The sequence below is a fragment of the Ramlibacter henchirensis genome (assembly GCF_004682015.1).
GTDB classification, from domain to species: Bacteria; Pseudomonadota; Gammaproteobacteria; order Burkholderiales; family Burkholderiaceae_C; genus Ramlibacter; species Ramlibacter henchirensis.
On record NZ_SMLM01000004.1, the window covers coordinates 193,058 to 212,836 of the forward strand.

Sequence of the window (19,779 nt, forward strand, 5' to 3'; positions counted from 1 at the left end):
ACCTCAGAGTCCCTGTCGCACCCGCGGGCCGGGCGTCAGGGGCGCCTTGAATGGAGGTGGGGCGGCCGTCCCCGACACGGGCCTCGCCGCCGCGGCCGTGTCGCCGCCGGGCAGGTCGGCCTTGCAGCGCAGGCCGGCCGGCAGGGTGTTGTTCGGGTTGGCCAGCGCCAGCCGCGCGCGGAACGTGTTGCTGGCGCCTTCGATCACGCCGTCGACCAGGCTCACGGTGGCCAGGCGTGGCTGGGCGCCGGGGAAATCGGGCGTGATGCGCAGGGACACGCCCTTGCGCACCACGGGGTAGAGCGATGCGGGGAGCACCACCTCGACCCGCAGCGGATTGACCACGGCGATGCGGAACATCGGCTTTTCCTCGACCCGTTCGCCCACCGACATGTAGCGGTCCGCCACCACGCCGTCGCTCGGGCTGCGGATCGTGCGCAGCCCAAGCTGCGCGCGGGCCAGTTCGTGCTCGCGCGCATAGATGTCGCGCTGCTCGCGCGCCTGGATCAGCCGGTTCTCGGCCACGAGGGCTTCGGCGCGTGCCTGCTCGAGGGCCTGCGGGCTGATGTATTCCTGCCGCGCGAGGTCGGCCGCGCGGGCGAGTTTCTGGCGCGCCAGTTCGGCGTTGGCCTCGGCCGCTTTCAGTTCGCCAAGCCCTTGCGCGCGGCCTTCGGCCACGCTCACCGACATGCGCTCGACGTCCGCGCGCAGGGTCGCGAGCGGCTGGCCGGCGCGGACCCGTTCGCCGCGCTCGACATGGACCTGTTCGATGACACCGACCACCGGGCTGCCCAGCTCGGAAACGCTGGCCGGCTCGATCAGGCAGCCCAAGGCCTGCGCGCCTGCCGCCGCATGGGCGGCGCCAGCCAGCCACAAAGTCAGGGACAGCAGCGCACGGCCGGACGGATTCATCCCAATCCCCAGCGGCTGAAGTTCAGGTCGCGCTCTTCGTTCTCAGCCATGCGGGAAAGTCTTACACGTTGTTGCGTCCTAGTACAGACTTCTGCCACTTGCGCCGCCCGAAGGCTTGTCCAGACGAATGAACGGGGGAACCGCAGCCGCCGGGTTAGGGTTTGCCACCATGCGGGCAGCCAGCGCTGGAGCAGCGGGAAGTCCTGCGCCACCATCACTTCGCAGCTTCCGGGCTGGCCTTGCCGTCCGGTGCGGCCGAGGAACTGGCGGTCGATGCGGGGGGATGAATTGAGTTGGCAGAGGATGACGTGCAGGCCGCCCGCCGCCAGCACCTCCGGGGCCACGGTGATGTGGGCGCCGCGGCCGGCCATGCTGGTGGCGACGGTGAGCCGGCCCGGCAGCCCCGCCTGGCCGATCACTTCGGCCTCGTCCTGGTCCTGTCGCGCGTTGAGCACCACCGGATCGAGCCCGCGCGCGCGAAGGACGTCGGCCAACGCGTCCGACTGCTGCACGCTTTCGGTCCCCACGAGCACCGCGCGTCCCGCACCGCAGAGTGCCGCCGCGCGCGCCGCCACCTCCTGCCACAGCGTGGCGCTGTCGGCGAACAGGCGCGTGGGTCCGTGCTGCACCCGGCGCGGCGTGCGCGGATGCACGCGCACCATGCCCAGCCCGTAGACCGCCCGCAGCTCCGCGCCCGATCCGTGCAGCGTGCCGCTGATGCCGGCCAGCCGGAGGTAGCGGATGAAGAAGCGCTGGAACGTGACTTGCGTCAGGGTGGCGTTGCGCCGAGTCAACGGTACGCCCTCCTTGAGTTCAACCAGCTGGTGCAATCCGCGGCTCCACGCGCGCCCCGGCGCCGTGCGGCCCGTGGTCTCGTCGACCAGCTGCACCTCGCCATCGCGCACCACGTAGTCACGATCGCGCGAGAGGCGCGCGACGGCGGTGACCGCCAGTTCGAGCGTCGCGGCCCGGTGCTGCGGATGTCCGAGCAGCGGATGCGGGTCGGCCGGCCAATCGTCCAGATGCGCCAAGCCCGCCTCCGTCAAGCGCACGGAGCCCGCTTCCAGCGTGTAGTCGCGCCCCTGGATCAGGCGCCGCGCGATCAACAGCGCACGGCGCAGGAACGCCTGTTCGGCCAGCGATGGCGCAGCCTGCGACAGCACGAGCGGCACGCGCGCCTCGTCGATCAGGATGGTGTCGGCCTCGTCGAGGATGGCCATGCACAGCCCGCGCAGCACCGGGGCCTGCTGCACGGCGCCCTGGCGCAGGCGGCGCTCCAGCGGCGAAAGGTCCGTCGGCTGCAGCAGGCTGTCGCGCAGGTAGTCGAAGGCCAGTTCCTTGGCCGTGCAGTAGGTGACGTCGCAGGCGTAGGCCGCGCGGCGTTCGCCCATCTCCATGGATTGCGCGATCGACGACACCGAGAGGCCGAGCCGCGCATAGAACACCCGCAGTTCGTCGGCGTCGCGCTGGGCGAGGTAGTCGTTGGCGGTGACGACGTGCACCGGCGTGCCCGCCAGGGCCGCCGCTGCGGCGCCGAGAGCAATCGCCACCGTCTTGCCCTCGCCCGTGTCCATCTCCACCAGCCGCTGATCGAGCAAGGCGCGGGCCGCCATCAGCTGCTGCCAGTAGGGCCGCACGCCCTTGGTCTGTTTCATCGCCTCGGCCGACAGCCGCAAGGCCTGCTGCAACCACGCGTCGTCCCGACGCGCGTGTGGCACCTTGCGCAGCGCCTGCAGCGCGGGGCCCAGCGCGATCGGCGCCTGCAGCTCCACATGCAGCGCGAGGGCGCTTTCCGTCAGGCTCCGCGGGCGCAGCTTCGTGCGCCGCCGCAGTTCCTCGACCGGCAGGCGCATCTGCGGATAGGGCCCCCAGACCAGCCCCGGGAAAGGCCAGCTCGCGGTGCTCATGCCTGCCCCGTGGGACTGAACTGCTTGATCAGCAGGCGCTGCAGGCGCGCAAACCACTGCAGGCCCAGGGGCTGCGGTGGCAGAACCAGCTTCACCCAGGCCCGGCCGCCGAACGCAGCGGCTTGCAGGGACGGCACCTCCGCGTCGAGCAGGAACACGGGCACGAGGGTCCTCACGCCATCGGGGTCGGCGGGATCGAGCGGGATCGGGCCGCCGAAGCGATCGCCCAGCGCTTGCGCCGGCAATTCCAGGCTCGCGCCCGGCGCCATTTCGGACAGCCGCGCCTCGTACACCGTGCCGACGCTTTCCGCGAGGCGGACTTCAACGCCGCGGACGCGGCCGCGCGTGCGCAGGTAGTCGTCTTCCAGCAGGGCGATGCGAACGTGGGCGGAGTTCCCGGTGAGCACGTGGCCCAGCATCGCGCCGCGCCGCACGTAGCTGCCCGGCAGGTCCTGCGGGCGCGCCCACACCACCTCGCCGGCCACCCGCGCGCGCACCTCGAGTTGCGCCAGTTGCTCCTCGGCCCGCGCGAGTTCCGCGGCATTGCGCTCCAGGTCCTCGCCGACGGCCGCGGCGCGGACCGGCTGCTTGAGGAGCGCGCGGTACTGCTGCGCGAGCAGACCGGTGCGCTCGGACACGACTCTCTGATGGGCGGCCACCAGCACCGGGTCCTGCAGCAACACGAGCGCCTGGTCGGCTTCGGCGAGCGCGCCCTGGGGCAGCTCGATGCGCTCGACGAAACCGGCGGCGCCGGCGCGCAGCACTGCCTCCTCGGGCGGCCAGACCACGGCGCGCGCGACGACCGCGTTCGGCGCCGGCACCACCAACAGGAGCACGACCGCCGCACCCGCGACCAGGCCTGCGGCGCGCAACGAGCGCCGGCGGAACGCAGGATCGCCGCCCTGCCCGCCGAGCGCCCAGCGCCAGGCATGGCGTCCGATCCAGGCCAGCAGCACCAGGGCTGCGATCCATCCGAGCAGCCACGACTGGTTGCCGATCCAGAACACCAGCGCGAGCAGGAGCACGACGCGGTACACGGCGGCCGCGGGCGCGTACGCAGCGAGCCACTTGACTTCGCCTCGCGCCAGCAGCGGCGCCGGGCCTGCCGCCGGAGCGCCGATCCACTCGCGCCAGCGGCGCGACCACCACGCATTGCTGCGCAGCGCCAGATTGGGCAGCTGCAGCGCGTCGCACAAGGCGTAGTAGCCGTCGAACCGCATCAGCGGATTGGCGTTGAACAGCACCGTCGAGAGCGAACAGGTCAGCAGCACCACCAGCGCGATGTCCCGCACGGTGCCCGGGCTCACCACCGACCAGACCCAAAGCGCGAAGCACGCCAGCGCGACTTCCACCAGGATGCCGGCGCCGCTGACGACCAGCCGCTGACGCGGATGCGGGAAGGCGTTGGCCGCGCCGGCGTCCACGTAGGGCGCCGGCGTGAGGAACATCAGCGACACGCCCATCTCGTTGACCTGGCCCCCATAACGCCGGACGGCCAGGCCATGCCCCAGCTCGTGCAGGAGCTTGAGCACCGGATAGCAGAGCCAGGCGACCAGGTAGCTGGAGGGCGTGGCGAACAGGCGGTTGGCGTCGGCGCGCAGTTCGCCGAAATGGACGCCGGCCGCCAGCAGCGCCAGCAGCACCGCCGCCACCCACACGACGAACGCCGGGCGACGGAACAGCCAGTCGCCCACCGGCGCCAGCTTGTCCAGCCAGCGGGAGGGATTCCCCAGCGGCATGCGCACCATCAGCGGATTGAGCATGCCCCGCTGCCGCTGCCGCGCGTCTTCGTCGCGGCGCGCGAACAGCAGCGACAGGTGCGGCGCTGCGTCGAAGCGCACCATGCCGCCGCGGAACAGCTGGGCGAGCAGTCGAAGCACCTCGTCCTGGGTCGGTGCGTCCTCGCGCTGCTTGCGCAACTCGCGTTGCCACAGTTGCTCCACCGGAGCCTGTCCGTCGAAGCGGGCGACCAGCGAGTAGGCCGCGGGATTCAGGCGCAGCTGGCGGCCTGAAGCCGGTTCCACCAGCACGTGCCAGACCTGGTCCCGCACCTGCTGCCGCACGATGCGAAGCCCCGGGACCAGGCTGGGCCGCAGGCCCGCGACCCGGTGCCACGAGGCGCTGACCAGCGGTTCGCTCACCAGGGCGTGACCTTCCACCAGGCCAGCCGCAGCCAGTCGACGGCGCGATGGGCCAGCAGCCAGGCGATCGGCCGCCAGCCGACGTCGACCTTGCCGATGCCGCTCAGGCCCGGGCGCAGTTCCGGCACGGCCTCGTCGAGCGTGGCCTCGACCTCGAAGTAGTTGCGGCCCTCCGCGGTGGTCGCGATCGGCACCACGCGACGGGTGACGAACCGCAGCGTGCGATCGGGCTGCGCGGTGAGCGCGAGCCGGCCCGTCTGGCCGGTCTTGACGCTGCCGATGTCGGCTTCGTCGACTTCCAGGATCAGGCGGAAGCTGTCGTTGGGCGCCAGCACCATCAACACGTCGCCGCGCTGGACGGGCGCGCCCAGGTTCTGGCTCAGGTCGCCCTTGATCACGATGCCGTCGAAAGGCGCCTCGATGCGCGCGCGCTGCAGCTGCATCTCGACCAGCGACAGCAGCGCCTGTGCCTCCGCGGCCTTGGCCTGGAAGGTGACCATCTGCGCGCGATCGGCGCCCGCCTGCGCGGCGCGCAAGGCGCCCTCGTGCTGGCGCACTTCGCTCTCGCGGCGCCGCCGCTCCAGCTCCAGGTCCTGCGATGCGAGTTCGGCCAGCACCTGGCCGGCCCGCACGCGGTCGCCCGGACGCACGTTGGCCTGCTGCAGGAAGCCGTCGCTGGCGGCGACCACCGCGCGCTGCACCGAGCCTTCCAGCCGGCCGGGCGCACTGACCCGCCAAGGCAAGGGAACGGCCAGCGCGATCAGCACGAACGCGATCGCACCGCCGACCGCGAACCGGCGTTGCCTGGGCGCCGCGAGGCGCTCACGCACGGTTTCGACCAGACGGACGTGCCAGGGAAGCGCCAGCTGCCGCTTCAACTCGAAGACCGGTGCGGCCAGCCGCGAAAGGTCCTGGAGCAGGGGGAGTTCGACGGCAGCGAAGCGGCCGGACGTGCGCTCCAGCGTCATCGCTCCCACGACGCGGGTCCCGTCCACCAGCGGCACGGAACAGGCGGCGCCCGCCGCGGCGAGCTGCCGGTGCGCGAGAGTGATCAGGTCGTGGTGCTCGAGTGGCGGCCAGGCGACCGGCTGGTGCTGGTCCAGGGCCTCCTGCATCGCGTCGAGCAGGGCCGCGGTGGCCGGCTGGCCGGGCTGGAGTTCGGCCGGATGAGAACTGCCCGCGAGACGAAGGACGCCGTCGTCGAGCACACCGATCGCAACGCGGGCGCAACCCAGAAGGTCACAAAGTTCTGCGCCAAAACCCGCTGCCGACTCCGCCAGGCCCGCACGCGACAAGGCGGCCGCGAGCGGTCCCAGGAGGAGGGGCTCGGTCGCCAGGGGGCCTGCCGACTGCGGAGGTGGGCTGGAGAGGTCCATTTGTGACAGGTGTGAAACAAATTCTCACCCGCCCTCCCAAGCTCATGCAAGCACGAATACCCGAAAGGCACTTGCCAATCCGTGAACGGTTCCCTATGGACAACGGTGTTGGAGCCCGAGGCCGAAGCCCTCGGCGCGCCGGCGAGCCGCCGGCTGGTGCTAGCCGGCGGAAGGCATCTGCGTCAGCTCGCCGAAGCACTTGCTCTCCAGAAGCACCCGGAAGCTGGCGTCGGCGTGGGCGCGCAACTCGGTCGCGCTCTGCTGGATCTCATCGAGCGTGCTCGGTCCCGCAGCGCTGCGGCGGGTCAGCCAGCCCTCGGCATCACAGGCCGCGCGGTGCGCCTGCTCCCACGCTTCGAGCAGCGCGAGCGCTTGCGGAGTGAGCCGCTCGTATCTCATGGCGCGTCGGATGGATGAGGCACGAAGTCACTTTACATGCTCGGCTGGTTATGAGCCAGCCTTCGATGCGGTCGCGCCACGGCCTGCCGGACCGCAATCCGGAAACAGGCCGCGTGCAACCGCTTCCCGTGCGCCTCACTCGATCTGCCCGCGGATCTCTCCGTTCGGGAACGCCGTGCTGTGGGCGTTGTAGTACAGGTTGCCTTGCTTGAACGCCAGGGCCTGCTCGGGGGTGAGCGTCGAATTCGCGGGGACGGACCAGACGCCGCCGCCGGCGTTGGTGAGCGGCACGATGGCCGGTCCGTTCTCGCCGGGCGCACCCGGATGCACGTGTGCCACGGTCACGTCCATGCCGCTGACCGTGATGCCGCCGGTGACCGCGCGCGTCGCGGAATCCAGGACCAGCGTTCCGGTCCCCGTGGCGGTCGACGGCGTAGGCGGCACTTCTTCGGCGCCGGTCAGGGTGGCGAACCGCACTTCGCGTCCGATCTGCCCGCGGATCTCTCCGCCCGGGAAGGTGGCGCTGTGGGCGTTGAAGTAGAGACCGCCGGTCCGCATCAGGGCCAGCTGCGCCTCGGTCAGCGTCGCATCGGCCGCGGCGACCCACGTGCCGCTGCCGGGGGCCGTTTCGGCGAAGTGGACGATGATCGGACCGTTGGTGCCGGCCGCGCCCGTGTGGATGTGAGCCGCCGCGGCCGTCATGCCGGTCAGCGTGATGCTCGAAACGAGCTTGCGTGTCGCCGGATCGACGGTGAGGCGCCCGACGCCCGACGCGCTCGATGAAGTGGGCGGCACTTCCTGCGCCGGCGACATCTGCGAGACGAACACCTCGCGTCCGATCTGCCCGCGGATCTCGCCGTTCGGGAACGCGGTGCTGTGCGCGTTGAAGTACAGCCCGCCGTTGGCGAAAGCCGCGGCCTGGGCTTCGGTCAGCGTCGCGCCGGCCGGCACCGACCAGGTGCCCGGCGAGGTCTGGGCGAGGTTGACGATGATCGGCCCGTTGACGCCCGACTCGCCCGTGTGGACGTGTGCCGCGGTCGCCGTGATGCCGGTGATCGTGATGCCGCCGCTCACGTTGCGCGTACCGCTTTCCAGCCTGAGAGTGCCGGTCCCCGCCGCGCCCGTGATCACCGGAGGATTCTCCTGCTCGCCGGTGAGCGTCGCGGACAGCGTCGTGGCCGTCGGCCCCACCTGCGACGGGTCGCCGGTGGTCGCGACGCCGCTGCCGCCGTCGCCACCCCCGCAGGCGACGAATCCCGCGCCGACCGCGGCGACCAGGACCCACTTGAATGAACCAGGGAGCTGCAAGAATCGGCTGAGTCTCATGGGGATCTCCTTGAGCAAACAAGTTGAGGCAGCCCGTGCGGCGCGAGGCGGCAACGGGAAGTTCAGATTAGTTCACGAACGTCGCCTGAGCTTGACCGTCTGCACACATGCAGCAGCCACAATGACGGCTTGCAGCACCTGCTGAAGGCCTTGTTCCCGTGGTCCGCATGAAGCTTCCCTGGCTCGACCCTGGCGATCCGTTTCCGAAGGCGAGCGAAGCGTGGGACGCGTCCCAGCCCGCGCCGGGCCTGCTCGCCGCGGGCGGCGCGCTCGACGTGGCGACGCTCAAGCGCGCCTACTCGGGCGCCATCTTTCCCTGGTTCAGCGAAGGCCAGCCGATCCTGTGGTGGAGCACCGACCCGCGCATGGTGCTGTTCACCCAGGAGTTCCGGCTGCACCGGTCGCTGCGCAAGACGCTGAAGAAATTCATCGACGACCCGAACTGCGAAGTGCGCTTCGACACCGCTTTCAGCCAGGTGATCCGCGCCTGCTCGGCCACGCCGCGCGAGGGCCAGTCCGGCACCTGGATCGTTCCGGAGATGGTTCGGGCCTACGAGGCGTTCCACGCCGCCGGGCACGCGCACAGCGTGGAGACGTGGATCGACGGCAAGCTCGCGGGCGGCCTGTACTGCGTCGGTATCGGGCACGCCGTGTTCGGCGAGTCGATGTTCACGCGAGTGCCCGACGCATCGAAGATCGCGCTCGCGGGGCTGGTGGCGTTCTGCCGGCGCAACGGCATCGAGTGCATCGATTGCCAGCAGAACACCCAGCACCTCGCATCGCTTGGCGCGAGGGAGATCGCGCGCGAGGAATTTGTCGCGGCTGTCGCACACCGCATCCGCCGGCGCGGGCCTGCGTGGAAATTCGAGCCCGTATACTGGAGCGAACTCCTGTTGCCGAGGCCCGTCGCGTGACGCATCTCAAGGACCTTCCGCTCCAGACCCTGCAGTTCTACGCGACCGCGCCGTACCCGTGCAGCTACCTGCCCGGCAAGCAGGCCCGGTCGCAGGTGGCGACCCCGAGCCACCTGATCCACAACGACGCGTACTCCGACCTGGTGACCAGCGGCTTCCGCCGCAGCGGCATGTTCACCTACCGGCCGTATTGCGATGGCTGCCGCGCGTGCGTGCCGCTGCGCGTCCTCGTCGACCGCTTCAAACCCGATCGCAGCCAGCGCCGCTCGTGGGCGCGGCACGGCAACCTGCAGGCGCGCGTGCTCAAGCTGTGCTTCGTGCCGGAGCACTACCAGCTCTACCTGCGCTACCAGAGCGGCCGCCATGCGGGCGGCGGCATGGACCACGACAGCATCGACCAGTACACGCAGTTCCTGCTCCAGAGCCGCGTCAATTCGCGGCTGGTCGAATTCCGCGAGACGCTGCCCGACGGCTCGCCGGGCGTGCTGCGCATGGTGTCGATCCTCGACGTGCTGGGCGACGGACTGTCGGCGGTCTACACCTTCTACGAGCCGGATGCGTCGGCCAGCTTCGGCACGTACAGCGTGCTGTGGCAGATCGACCAGGCGCGCAAGCTGAAACTGCCGCACGTCTACCTGGGGTACTGGATCGCGGAGAGCCCGAAGATGAGCTACAAGGCGCGCTTCCGCCCGCACCAGGTGCTGCACGAAGGCGTGTGGACGGACAGCGATCCTCTCGGGCGCTGATTTTCACAAGATAAAATCGCGGGAACGCCAGCAGTAGCAGGTTCCCCCGATGAGAAAGTCCCCCGGCCCCGCGGCCACCCCCACCATCCAGGTCATCGAGCGCATGTTCGCGCTCATCGACGTGCTGGCCTCGCGCGAGGAGGCGGTGTCGCTCAAGGAGATCAGCGAGAAGACCGGTCTGCATCCCTCGACGACGCATCGCATCCTGAACGATCTGGCGGTCGGCCGGTTCGTCGATCGCCCCGAAGCGGGCAGCTACCGGCTCGGCATGCGCCTGCTGGAACTCGGCAACCTGGTGAAGGGGCGCCTGAACGTGCGCGACGCGGCGCTCACGCCGATGCGCGAGTTGCACAAGCTGATCCAGCAGCCGGTGAACCTGTCGGTGCGCCAGGGCGACGAGATCATCTACGTGGAGCGGGCCTACAGCGAGCGGTCCGGCATGCAGGTGGTGCGCGCCATCGGCGGTCGCGCGCCGCTGCACTTGACCTCCACCGGAAAGCTGTTCCTGGCGGCCGACGATCCGCAGCGCGTCCGGGCGTACGCGACGAGGACCGGCTTGGCGGGCCACACGCGCAACAGCATCACGCAACTCCCGGTGCTCGAGCGCGAGCTGGCGAAGGCGCGCCAGTACGGCATCGCGCGCGACAACGAGGAGCTGGAGCTCGGCGTGCGCTGCATGGCCGCGGGCATCTACGACGACCAGAGCAAGCTGGTGGCGGGCCTCTCGATCTCGGCGCCGGCGGACCGGCTGGATGAAGGCTGGCTCACCAAGCTGCAGTCGACGGCGAGCGAAATCTCCGCTGCGCTGGGCTACAAGCCGCCGCAGCAGCGCGCGGCTGCGTGAGCGGCTCTTTCCAAAGCAAAACGGCGCCGAGGGCGCCGTTTTCCATCGAGGCACCAAGCCTCAACCGCTGACTTGCTTGATGGCGGTGGACGAACTCGTCGGCTCGGGCGTCGCCGCGGCCGGGGCATTGGTCTCGACCCAGCGGCGCACGCGCTCCGCATCGCCCAGGCGACTGAGCTTTCCGGCCGAATCCAGGAACACCATGATCAGCTTGCGGCCCGCGACCTTGGCTTGCATCACCAGGCACTGGCCCGCTTCGGAGATGTAGCCGGTCTTCTGCAGACCGATCTCCCAGTTGGGGTTCTTCACCAGCCGGTTGGTGTTGTTGTAGTGCAGCGTCCTCTTGCCCACCGCGACCTCGACGCCAGTGGAGGTGGAGTACTCGCGCAGCATCGGGTCCTGATAGGCGGCGTTGGCCAGCGTGGCCAGGTCCTGCGCGCTGGACTGGTTGCGGCTGGACAGGCCCGTGGGCTCGACGTACTGCGTGTCCTTCATGCCCAGCTGCTTCGCCTTGGCGTTCATGGCCTGCACGAAGACGTGAAGCCCGCCCGGGTAGGTGCGGCCGAGCGCGTTGGCGGCGCGGTTCTCGCTGGACATCAGCGCCAGGTGCATGGCCTCGGCGCGGCTGATCTGGGTGCCGACGCGCAGCCGCGAGGTGCTGCCCTTCTCGGTGTCGACGTCGTCCTGCGTGATGGTGATCATCTCGTCCATCGGCAGCTTGGCCTCGCTGATCACCACGGCGGTCATCAGCTTGGTGAGCGAAGCGATGGGCAGCACGGCCTGCTCGTTCTTGGAGAACAGCACTTCCTGCGTGTCCTGGTCGATGACCAGCGCGACACTCGACCTCAGGTTCAGGTCGTCATCGGTGGCATGCAGCCCCGCGAGCTTGCCGAAGGACGGCCGCGCGGCCTGCGTGATGACGACGGAGCGGCGCTGCTTGGCGACGAAGGTCTTGCTGACGCGCTTGGCGTGCACCGACCGCTGCTTCTTGGCGACGGTGGTGCGGCGCTCGGCGGCGTCGGCCGGAGAAGGCGCCAAGGCGGCGAAAACCGCGAGCGCCAGCACTGTGTGCAGCACACTCGTCAAGGTCTTGCGTCTGGCTTCTTGCACCGCCGGTTGCATACAGGACTCTCCTTCTTCGTCCCCGGATTTCTGACGGCTCATCCGCTGAACCTGCCGAAAACCGTACAACTTCAACGACTTAGGAGACTTTCCTCAGTCGTGGCGGAATTATATGGACACAAACCTAACCTTGTGCAGCCACCCGTTCAGCTTTACTTTGTAACTTATTGAGAGCGCTCAGGTAAGCCTTGGCCGACGCGACCACGATGTCGGGATCCGCCCCCACGCCGTTGACCACTCTCCCCGAGTTCTGCAACCGGACGGTGACTTCGCCCTGGCTCTCCGTCGAACCGCTGATGGCGTTGACGGAATACAACACCATTTCCGCGCCGCTCCTCACAAGGCTCTCGATCGCCTTGAGCGACGCGTCGACCGGGCCGTTGCCGTCGGATTCGCCGCGGACCTCCTTGCCCGCGGCGGTGAACACGACCACGGCGTGCGGCCGCTCGCCGGTCTCGCTGCGCTGGCTGAGCGACACCAGCCGGAAGGTCTCCTGCTCATGCGTGACCGACTCGTCGCTGACCAGCGCCAGGATGTCCTCGTCGAAGATCTCGCTCTTGCGGTCGGCCAGTTCCTTGAACTTGGCGAACGCCGAGTTGACGTCGGCCTCGCTGTCGAGCTGGACACCGAGCTCCTGCAGCCGCTGCTTGAACGCGTTGCGGCCCGACAGCTTGCCCAGCACGATCTTGTTGGCGCTCCAGCCCACGTCCTCGGCCCGCATGATCTCGTAGGTGTCACGCGCCTTGAGCACGCCGTCCTGGTGGATGCCGCTGGCGTGGGCGAAGGCGTTGGCCCCCACCACGGCCTTGTTGGGCTGGACGACGAAGCCGGTGGTCTGGCTGACCATCCGGCTGGCCGGCACGATGTGCCGGGTGTCGATGTTGACGTCGAGACCGAAGTAGTCGCGACGCGTCTTCACGGCCATCACGATCTCTTCGAGGGAGCAGTTGCCGGCGCGCTCGCCCAGGCCGTTGATCGTGCACTCGACCTGGCGCGCGCCGCCGATCTTCACGCCGGCCAGCGAGTTGGCCACCGCCATGCCCAGGTCGTTGTGGCAATGCACCGACCAGACCGCCTTGTCGGAATTGGGCACCCGTTCGCGCAGCGTGCGGATGAACTCGCCGTAGAGCTCCGGAACCGCATAGCCGACCGTGTCCGGCACGTTGATGGTGGTGGCGCCCTCGGCGATCACCGTTTCCAGCACGCGGCAGAGGAAATCCACGTCGCTGCGGTAGCCGTCCTCGGGCGAGAACTCGATGTCGCCGCACAGGTTGCGCGCGAACCGCACCGACAGGCGCGACTGTTCCAGCACCTGCTCGGGCGTCATCCGCAGCTTCTTTTCCATGTGCAGCGGCGAGGTGGCGATGAAGGTGTGGATGCGGGCGCGCGAGGCGCCCTTGAGCGCCTCGGCCGCGCGCGAGATGTCGCGGTCGTTGGCGCGGGACAGCGAGCACACGGTCGAGTCCTTGATCGCGTGCGCGATCGCCTGCACCGCCTCGAAGTCGCCGTTGGAGCTGGCTGCGAAACCGGCCTCGATCACGTCGACCCTCAGCCGCTCGAGCTGCCGCGCGATGCGCAGCTTCTCGTCCTTGGTCATCGAGGCGCCGGGCGACTGCTCGCCGTCGCGCAGGGTGGTGTCGAAGATGATCAGCTGGTCGGCCATGGCGGGGCTCCTCTGCAGGGTCACTTGGCAGCGGCGACCGCCTGCGGCTCGTTCAGCGCGTTGCCTTGCGCGCGCTGAACGCCGGAGAGGATGGCCTTGAGCGACGCGGACACGATGTTCGCATCCATCCCCACGCCGAACAACGTTCGCGTCCCCACGCGCAGCTCCAGGTAGGCGACGGCCTGCGCGTTGGCGCCCGAGCCGATCGCGTGCTCGTGGTAGTCCAGCACGCGGACCTCCACGCCCGCGACCGCCGACAGGCCTTCCACGAAGGCGTCGATCGGCCCGTTGCCCGTGCCTCGCACCGACACCGGCCGGCCGCCGACCACCACGTCGGCAGAGAGACGCACCGTGGTGCCGGCCGCGCCCGCTTCTTCCACCAGCTGGTGCGTCGGCGCGGAGATGCCGCCGACGCCGTACTCGCGCGAGAACAGCTCGTACAGCTCGCGTGCGGTGAGCTCCTTGCCGCTGGCGTCCATCACGCCCTGCACTACCTGGCTGAACTCGATCTGCAGCCGCCGCGGCAGCTCGAGCCCGTACTCGCTCTCCAGCAGATAGGAGATGCCGCCCTTGCCGGACTGGCTGTTGACGCGGATCACGGCCTCGTAGCTGCGGCCCAGGTCCTTCGGGTCGACCGGCAGGTAGGGCATGTCCCAGAGGTCGCCTTCCTTGCGGGCAGCGAACGCTTTCTTGATCGCGTCCTGGTGCGATCCGGAGAACGAGGTGTAGACCAGCTCGCCCACGTAGGGATGGCGCGGATGCACCGGCAGCTGATTGCAGTGCTCCACCGTGCCGCGGATCTCGTCGATGTCCGAGAAGTCCAGGCCGGGGTGCACGCCTTGCGAGTAGAGATTGAGGGCGACGTTCACGAGGTCGAGGTTGCCGGTGCGTTCGCCGTTGCCGAAAAGGCAGCCTTCTAGCCGGTCCGCCCCGGCCATTACCGCGAACTCGCCGGCGGCCGTGCCCGTGCCGCGGTCGTTGTGCGGATGCACGGACAGCACGATGGAATCGCGCCGCGCCAGGTGGCGGTGCATCCACTCGATCATGTCCGCGAAGATGTTCGGCGTTGAATGCTCCACCGTCGACGGCAGGTTGACGATGCACTTGCGCTGCGGCGTCGGCTGCCACACGCCGGTGACTGCATCGACGACGCGCTTGGCGAACGGGAGCTCGGTGCCGGAGAACATCTCGGGCGAGTACTGGAACACCCACTCCGTCCCGGGCTGCTGGGTGGCGAGTTCCTGGAACAGGCGCGCCTGGCTGGTCGCCAGCTCGACGATGCCATCCTCATCGAGGCCCAGCACCACTTTGCGCATCACGGGCGCGGTGGCGTTGTACAGGTGCACGATGACGCGGCGCGCGCCGCGCATCGACTCGAAGGTGCGGCGGATCAGCGGCTCGCGCGCCTGGGTGAGGACCTGGATCGTCACGTCGTCGGGGATGAGCTCCTCGTCGATCAGCTTGCGCACGAAGCCGAACTCCACCTGCGAGGCGGAGGGAAAGCCGACCTCGATCTCCTTGAAGCCGATCTTCACCAGTGCCTGGAACATGCGCAGCTTGCGCGGGATGTCCATCGGCTCGATCAGCGCCTGGTTGCCGTCGCGCAGGTCGACGCTGCACCACGCCGGCGGGCGGGTCAGCACTGTGTCGGGCCAGGTCCGGTCCTTCAGGCCGACCGGGGCGAACGATCGGTACTTGGCGGCGGGGTTCTTGAGCATGGACATGTGATCTTTCGCTTCGAGGAAGGTGAACCGGCAGCCCCAAAACAAAACGGCCCGCTGCTGGTGCAAACGGGCCGTAGAGGTCTGGTGAAACGCGCGCGCTACCGTCTCCGCCCGTGGGTGGATAGCAGTAGAGCCAGCGAAATCAGGTTCATGGCGGGCGAATTTAGCATAAAAGCAGAGCAGCCTATTTGTGCAGGCCGCTTTCCTCGGGCTCGTCGGTGGAGGTGCTGATCACGCTGGCGCGCTCTCCGCGCGCCTTGCGCCAGCCATACAGCACGTAGCCCGACACGCCGTACACGCAGAAGAGCACGAACAGCACCACCGGCGGATCGATGTTGATCACGGCGATGCCGAGCGCGATCAGCACGATCACCGCGAACGGCACGCTCTTCTTCATCGACACGTCCTTGAAGCTGTAGAACGGAACGTTCGTCACCATGGTGAGCCCCGCATACAGGGCGAAAGTGAACATCACCCAGCTGACTTCGTAACCCTTGATGCCGTAGTCGTTCATCAGCCAGATGAAGCCGGTGACCAGCGCCGCGGCGGCCGGCGAGGGCAGGCCCTGGAAGTAGCGCTTGTCGACGACCGCGGTGTTGACGTTGAAGCGCGCCAGGCGCAGCGCCGCACAGGCGCAATACACGAACGCCGCGATCCAGCCCCAGCGGCCCAAACCCTTGAGCGCCCATTCGTAGGCGATGAGCGCCGGGGCCGCGCCGAACGACACCATGTCCGACAGCGAGTCCATCTGCTCGCCGAAGGCGCTCTGCGTGTTGGTCATGCGGGCGACGCGACCATCCAGGCTGTCGAGCACCATCGCGACGAACACGCCCGCGGCCGCCATGTCGAAGCGCTGGTTCATCGCCATCACCACCGCGTAGAAGCCGCCGAACAGCGCCGCCAGGGTGAACAGGTTGGGCAGGATGTAGATGCCCTTGCGGCGCCGGCGCACGACCACGCCTTCCTGCGGAGTGGTGTCGGTGTGGACGGGGCCTTGGTACATGGGAGCAAGTGTAAATGGGCGCTCCACCGTCATTCCTGCGAAGGCGGGAATCCAGAGCTTCCGTGTTCAAGAGAAAAAGCCCGCTTGCGCGGGCTCCTCTGGATCCCCGCCTTCGCGGGGATGACCTCGCGCGCGGCCTGCGCCGCAGAGCGAGGTCAGTTGCGGGCCTTGTCGACCAGCTTGTTCGCCCTGATCCACGGCATCATGGCGCGCAGCTTCTCGCCCACCACTTCGATCTGGTGCTCGGCCATCAGGCGGCGGCGCGATTGCAGCGTCGGGGCGCCGGCGCGGTTTTCCAGGATGAAGTTCTTGGCGTATTCGCCGGTCTGGATGTCCTTGAGCGCCTGGCGCATCACGTCCTTGGTGCGCTCGTCGACGATCTTCGGACCGGTGACGTACTCGCCGTACTCCGCGTTGTTGGAGATCGAGTAGTTCATGTTCGCGATGCCGCCTTCGTAGATCAGGTCGACGATCAGCTTGAGCTCGTGCAGGCACTCGAAGTAGGCCATCTCGGGCGCGTAGCCGGCTTCCACCAGCACCTCGAACCCGGCCTTGATCAGCTCCACCGTGCCGCCGCACAGCACGGCCTGCTCGCCGAACAGGTCGGTCTCGGTCTCTTCGCGGAAGTTGGTCTCGATGATGCCGGCCTTGCCGCCGCCGTTGCCCATCGCGTACGACAGCGCCAGGTCGCGGGCCTTGCCGCTCTTGTCCTGGTGCACGGCCACGAGGTGCGGAACGCCGCCGCCCTGGGTGTAGGTGTTGCGCACGGTGTGGCCCGGAGCCTTCGGGGCGACCATCCACACGTCGAGGTCGGCGCGCGGTACGACCTGGCCGTAGTGCACGTTGAAGCCATGCGCGAAGGCAAGCGAGGCGCCCTGCTTCATGTGGGGCTCGACGTCGTTCTTGTAGACGGCGGCGATCTGCTCGTCCGGCAGCAGGATCATGACGACGTCAGCCATCTTCACCGCTTCGTTCACCGCCGCGACCTTCAGGCCGGCCTTCTCCACCTTGGGCCAGGAAGCGCCGCCCGGGCGCAGGCCGACCACGACCTTGACGCCGCTGTCGTTGAGGTTCTGCGCGTGCGCGTGGCCCTGCGAGCCGTAACCGATGATGGCGACGGTCTTGCCCTTGATCAGGCTGAGGTCGCAGTCCTTGTCGTAGTAAACCTTCATGGGTCTCTCCAGTAGAAATCGGGGATGGGGTTATCAGACGCGCAGCACGCGCTCGCCGCGGCCGATGCCGCTGGCGCCGGTGCGCACGGTCTCCAGGATGGCGGTGCGGTCGATCGCCTCCAGGAACGCGTCGTTCTTGGACTGGTCGCCGGTCAGCTCGATGGTGTAGCTCTTCTCGGTGACGTCGATGATGCGGCCGCGGAAGATGTCGGCCATGCGCTTCATCTCCTCGCGCTCCTTGCCGACGGCGCGCACCTTCACCATCATGAGTTCGCGCTCGGTGTAGGCGCCTTCGGTGAGGTCGACCACCTTCACCACCTCGATCAGGCGGTTCAGGTGCTTGGTGATCTGCTCGATGACGTCGTCGGAGCCGGTGGTCTGGATCGTCATGCGCGACAGCGACGGGTCTTCCGTCGGCGCCACGGTGAGCGATTCGATGTTGTAGCCGCGGGCCGAGAACAGGCCCACCACGCGGGAGAGAGCGCCGGGCTCGTTCTCCAGCAGCACTGCGATGATGTGTTTCATGTGTCCTCCGGTTCCCCTTCTCGCCGCCCTCCCCCACCGCCGGTAAGCGGCGGGCTCGGCGGGCGATAGGTTCGCCGCGTTACGGGTGGGTCAGAGTTCCTCGGAGCCGAGCAGCATCTCGGTGATGCCCTTGCCGGCCTGCACCATCGGCCAGACGTTCTCCGTCGGGTCGGTGCGGAAGTCCATGAAGACCGTGCGGTCCTTGAGCTTGCGCGCTTCGCGCAGCGCCGGCTCCACGTCCTGCGGCCGCTCGATCAGCATGCCGACGTGGCCGTACGCCTCGGCCAGCTTCACGAAGTCGGGCAGCGCGTCCATGTAGCTGTGGCTGTAGCGGCCCTCGTAATCGAGTTCCTGCCACTGGCGCACCATGCCCAGGTAACGGTTGTTCAGCGAGACGATCTTGATCGGCGTCTTGTACTGGAAGCAGGTCGACAGCTCCTGGATGCACATCTGCACCGAGCCTTCTCCGGTGATGCAGTACACCTCGCTGTCGGGCTTGGCCAGCTTGATGCCCATGGCGTACGGGATCCCCACGCCCATGGTGCCCAGCCCGCCGGAGTTGATCCAGCGGCGCGGCTCCTGGAACTTGTAGAACTGCGCGGCCCACATCTGGTGCTGGCCGACGTCGGAGGTGATGTACGTATCGACGTCCTTCGTCATGTTCCACAGCGTCTCGATGACGTGCTGGGGCTTGATCACCTCGCGGTTCTTGCGGTCGTAGCGCAGGCAGTCGCGCTTGCGCCAGCCCTCGATGGCGTCCCACCAGCCGGACAGCGCCTGCGCATCGGGCTTCGCGCCCGACTCGCGGATGCTGGAGATGAGGTCGGCCAGCACCTCCTTGACGTCGCCCACGATCGGCACGTCCACCTTCACCCGCTTGGAGATGCTGGAGGGATCGATGTCGATGTGGATGATCTTGCGTTCGGCCGACCCGAAGTGCTTGGGGTTGCCGATCACGCGGTCGTCGAAGCGCGCGCCCACGGCCAGCAGCACGTCGCAGTTCTGCATCGCGTTGTTGGCCTCGATCGTGCCGTGCATGCCCAGCATGCCGAGGAACTTGGGGTCGGTGCCGGAGATGGCCCCCAGGCCCATCAGCGTGTTGGTGCAGGGGTAGCCGAGCATGTCGGCCAGCGCGCGCAGTTCCTGCGTGGCGTTGCCCAGGACCACGCCGCCGCCGGTGTAGATGTAGGGCCGGCTGGCCGACATCAGCAGCTGCACCGCCTTGCGGATCTGGCCGGAGTGGCCCTTGCGCACCGGGTTGTAGGAGCGCATCTCCACCTTCTCGGGATAGCCCTCCCAGGCCGCCTTGTTGAAGGAAACGTCCTTGGGGATGTCCACCACCACCGGGCCGGGACGGCCGCTGCGGGCAATGTGGAAGGCCTTCTTCATCACCTCGGCCACGTTGCGCGCGTCCTTCACCAGGAAGTTGTGCTTGACGATCGGGCGCGTGATGCCGACGGTGTCGCACTCCTGGAAGGCGTCCAGGCCGATGGCGGCCGTGGGCACCTGCCCGGTCACGATCACCATCGGGATGGAATCCATGTAGGCGGTGGCGATGCCCGTGACCGCGTTGGTGACGCCGGGGCCCGACGTCACGAGCGCCACGCCGACTTCGCCGGTGGCGCGCGCATAGCCGTCGGCCGCATGCACGGCCGCCTGCTCGTGGCGCACCAGCACGTGCTGGATCGTGTCCTGCTTGTAGAACGCGTCGTAGATGTGCAGGACGGCGCCGCCGGGATAGCCCCAGACGTACTTCACGCCTTCGGCCTGCAGTGCCTTGACGAGGATCTCGGCGCCGCGCAGTTCGGGGGGACGGGGGTTCTGGAGGCCGGCGGTGGCCGCGGCCGCGGAGCTGAGCTCCGCCTTCGACATTTCCATGATCAACCTTTCGGGCTTCGGGAACGAAAAACCTTGGGGTGCCCCTTCACGAGCCCTTGTGAGGCCGGGTCGGGACTTAGAACCCACAGACCATGGACGGGCCGATTGCGCCGCCGGATCCGGGCTC

16 protein-coding genes are annotated in these 19,779 nt (G+C 68.5%); 3 read left to right on the top strand and 13 right to left on the bottom strand.

Going from position 1 to position 19,779, the window contains the following annotated elements:
- Positions 1-3 precede the first annotated feature (3 nt).
- The 6 genes from EZ313_RS22200 to EZ313_RS22225 form a co-directional block, all read right to left on the bottom strand.
- Positions 4-912 carry an efflux RND transporter periplasmic adaptor subunit gene (locus tag EZ313_RS22200; RefSeq protein ID WP_135265506.1) on the bottom strand — a complete coding sequence of 303 codons (909 nt, stop codon included), beginning with the start codon at positions 910-912 and terminating at the stop codon, positions 4-6.
- Entirely contained in the window at positions 909-2,819 is a 1,911-nt protein-coding gene (locus EZ313_RS22205) for a preprotein translocase subunit SecA (protein WP_135265507.1), read from the bottom strand. Before EZ313_RS22205 ends, EZ313_RS22200 begins: the two co-directional genes overlap by 4 nt.
- Positions 2,816-4,960, bottom strand: a complete 2,145-nt coding sequence (locus tag EZ313_RS22210; protein WP_135265508.1) for a hypothetical protein — start codon at positions 4,958-4,960, stop codon at positions 2,816-2,818. The genes EZ313_RS22205 and EZ313_RS22210 overlap by 4 nt, the downstream gene beginning before the upstream one ends.
- Positions 4,957-6,336 carry a GAF domain-containing protein gene (locus tag EZ313_RS22215; RefSeq protein ID WP_135265509.1) on the bottom strand — a complete coding sequence of 460 codons (1,380 nt, stop codon included), beginning with the start codon at positions 6,334-6,336 and terminating at the stop codon, positions 4,957-4,959. The genes EZ313_RS22210 and EZ313_RS22215 overlap by 4 nt, the downstream gene beginning before the upstream one ends.
- A gap of 159 nt (positions 6,337-6,495) precedes the next feature.
- Complete coding sequence (locus EZ313_RS22220) at positions 6,496-6,735, bottom strand: hypothetical protein (protein WP_135265510.1); 240 nt, start codon at positions 6,733-6,735, stop codon at positions 6,496-6,498.
- A gap of 135 nt (positions 6,736-6,870) precedes the next feature.
- On the bottom strand, positions 6,871-8,061 hold the full coding sequence (locus tag EZ313_RS22225; RefSeq protein WP_135265511.1) for a CHRD domain-containing protein: 1,191 nt from the start codon (positions 8,059-8,061) through the stop codon (positions 6,871-6,873).
- A 167-nt stretch (positions 8,062-8,228) separates the two neighbouring features.
- Here EZ313_RS22225 and aat point away from each other — a divergent pair, with 167 nt between their 5' ends.
- From aat to EZ313_RS22240, 3 genes are read left to right on the top strand one after another with little or no spacing between them, the layout of a single operon-like run.
- Positions 8,229-8,975: a leucyl/phenylalanyl-tRNA--protein transferase gene (gene aat, locus EZ313_RS22230; protein ID WP_135265512.1), complete on the top strand. Its 747-nt coding sequence runs from the start codon at positions 8,229-8,231 to the stop codon at positions 8,973-8,975.
- Complete coding sequence (locus EZ313_RS22235) at positions 8,972-9,721, top strand: arginyltransferase (protein ID WP_135265513.1); 750 nt, start codon at positions 8,972-8,974, stop codon at positions 9,719-9,721. Before aat ends, EZ313_RS22235 begins: the two co-directional genes overlap by 4 nt.
- A 49-nt stretch (positions 9,722-9,770) precedes the next feature.
- Positions 9,771-10,565 (top strand): IclR family transcriptional regulator, encoded by a 795-nt coding sequence (locus EZ313_RS22240; RefSeq protein ID WP_135265514.1) that lies wholly within the window; start codon positions 9,771-9,773, stop codon positions 10,563-10,565.
- A gap of 60 nt (positions 10,566-10,625) precedes the next feature.
- Here EZ313_RS22240 and pbpG read toward each other — a convergent pair whose 3' ends face one another.
- The 7 genes from pbpG to EZ313_RS22275 all read right to left on the bottom strand — a co-directional run bounded on the left by pbpG (position 10,626) and on the right by EZ313_RS22275 (position 19,652).
- On the bottom strand, positions 10,626-11,687 hold the full coding sequence (gene pbpG, locus EZ313_RS22245) for a D-alanyl-D-alanine endopeptidase (RefSeq protein WP_135265515.1): 1,062 nt from the start codon (positions 11,685-11,687) through the stop codon (positions 10,626-10,628).
- Positions 11,688-11,811: 124 nt separating this feature from the next.
- Entirely contained in the window at positions 11,812-13,350 is a 1,539-nt protein-coding gene (locus EZ313_RS22250) for a 2-isopropylmalate synthase (RefSeq protein ID WP_135265516.1), read from the bottom strand.
- Positions 13,351-13,370: 20 nt separating this feature from the next.
- Entirely contained in the window at positions 13,371-15,068 is a 1,698-nt protein-coding gene (gene leuA / locus EZ313_RS22255) for a 2-isopropylmalate synthase (RefSeq protein WP_135265674.1), read from the bottom strand.
- Between the two features lie 190 nt (positions 15,069-15,258).
- Positions 15,259-16,077: a CDP-diacylglycerol--serine O-phosphatidyltransferase gene (gene pssA / locus EZ313_RS22260; protein WP_135265517.1), complete on the bottom strand. Its 819-nt coding sequence runs from the start codon at positions 16,075-16,077 to the stop codon at positions 15,259-15,261.
- Positions 16,078-16,232: 155 nt separating this feature from the next.
- Positions 16,233-17,249: a ketol-acid reductoisomerase gene (gene ilvC / locus EZ313_RS22265; protein WP_135265518.1), complete on the bottom strand. Its 1,017-nt coding sequence runs from the start codon at positions 17,247-17,249 to the stop codon at positions 16,233-16,235.
- Between the two features lie 33 nt (positions 17,250-17,282).
- Positions 17,283-17,774: an acetolactate synthase small subunit gene (gene ilvN / locus EZ313_RS22270; RefSeq protein WP_135265519.1), complete on the bottom strand. Its 492-nt coding sequence runs from the start codon at positions 17,772-17,774 to the stop codon at positions 17,283-17,285.
- Positions 17,775-17,864: 90 nt separating this feature from the next.
- Positions 17,865-19,652 (bottom strand): acetolactate synthase 3 catalytic subunit, encoded by a 1,788-nt coding sequence (locus tag EZ313_RS22275; protein WP_135265520.1) that lies wholly within the window; start codon positions 19,650-19,652, stop codon positions 17,865-17,867.
- Between the last annotated feature and the right edge of the window lie 127 nt (positions 19,653-19,779).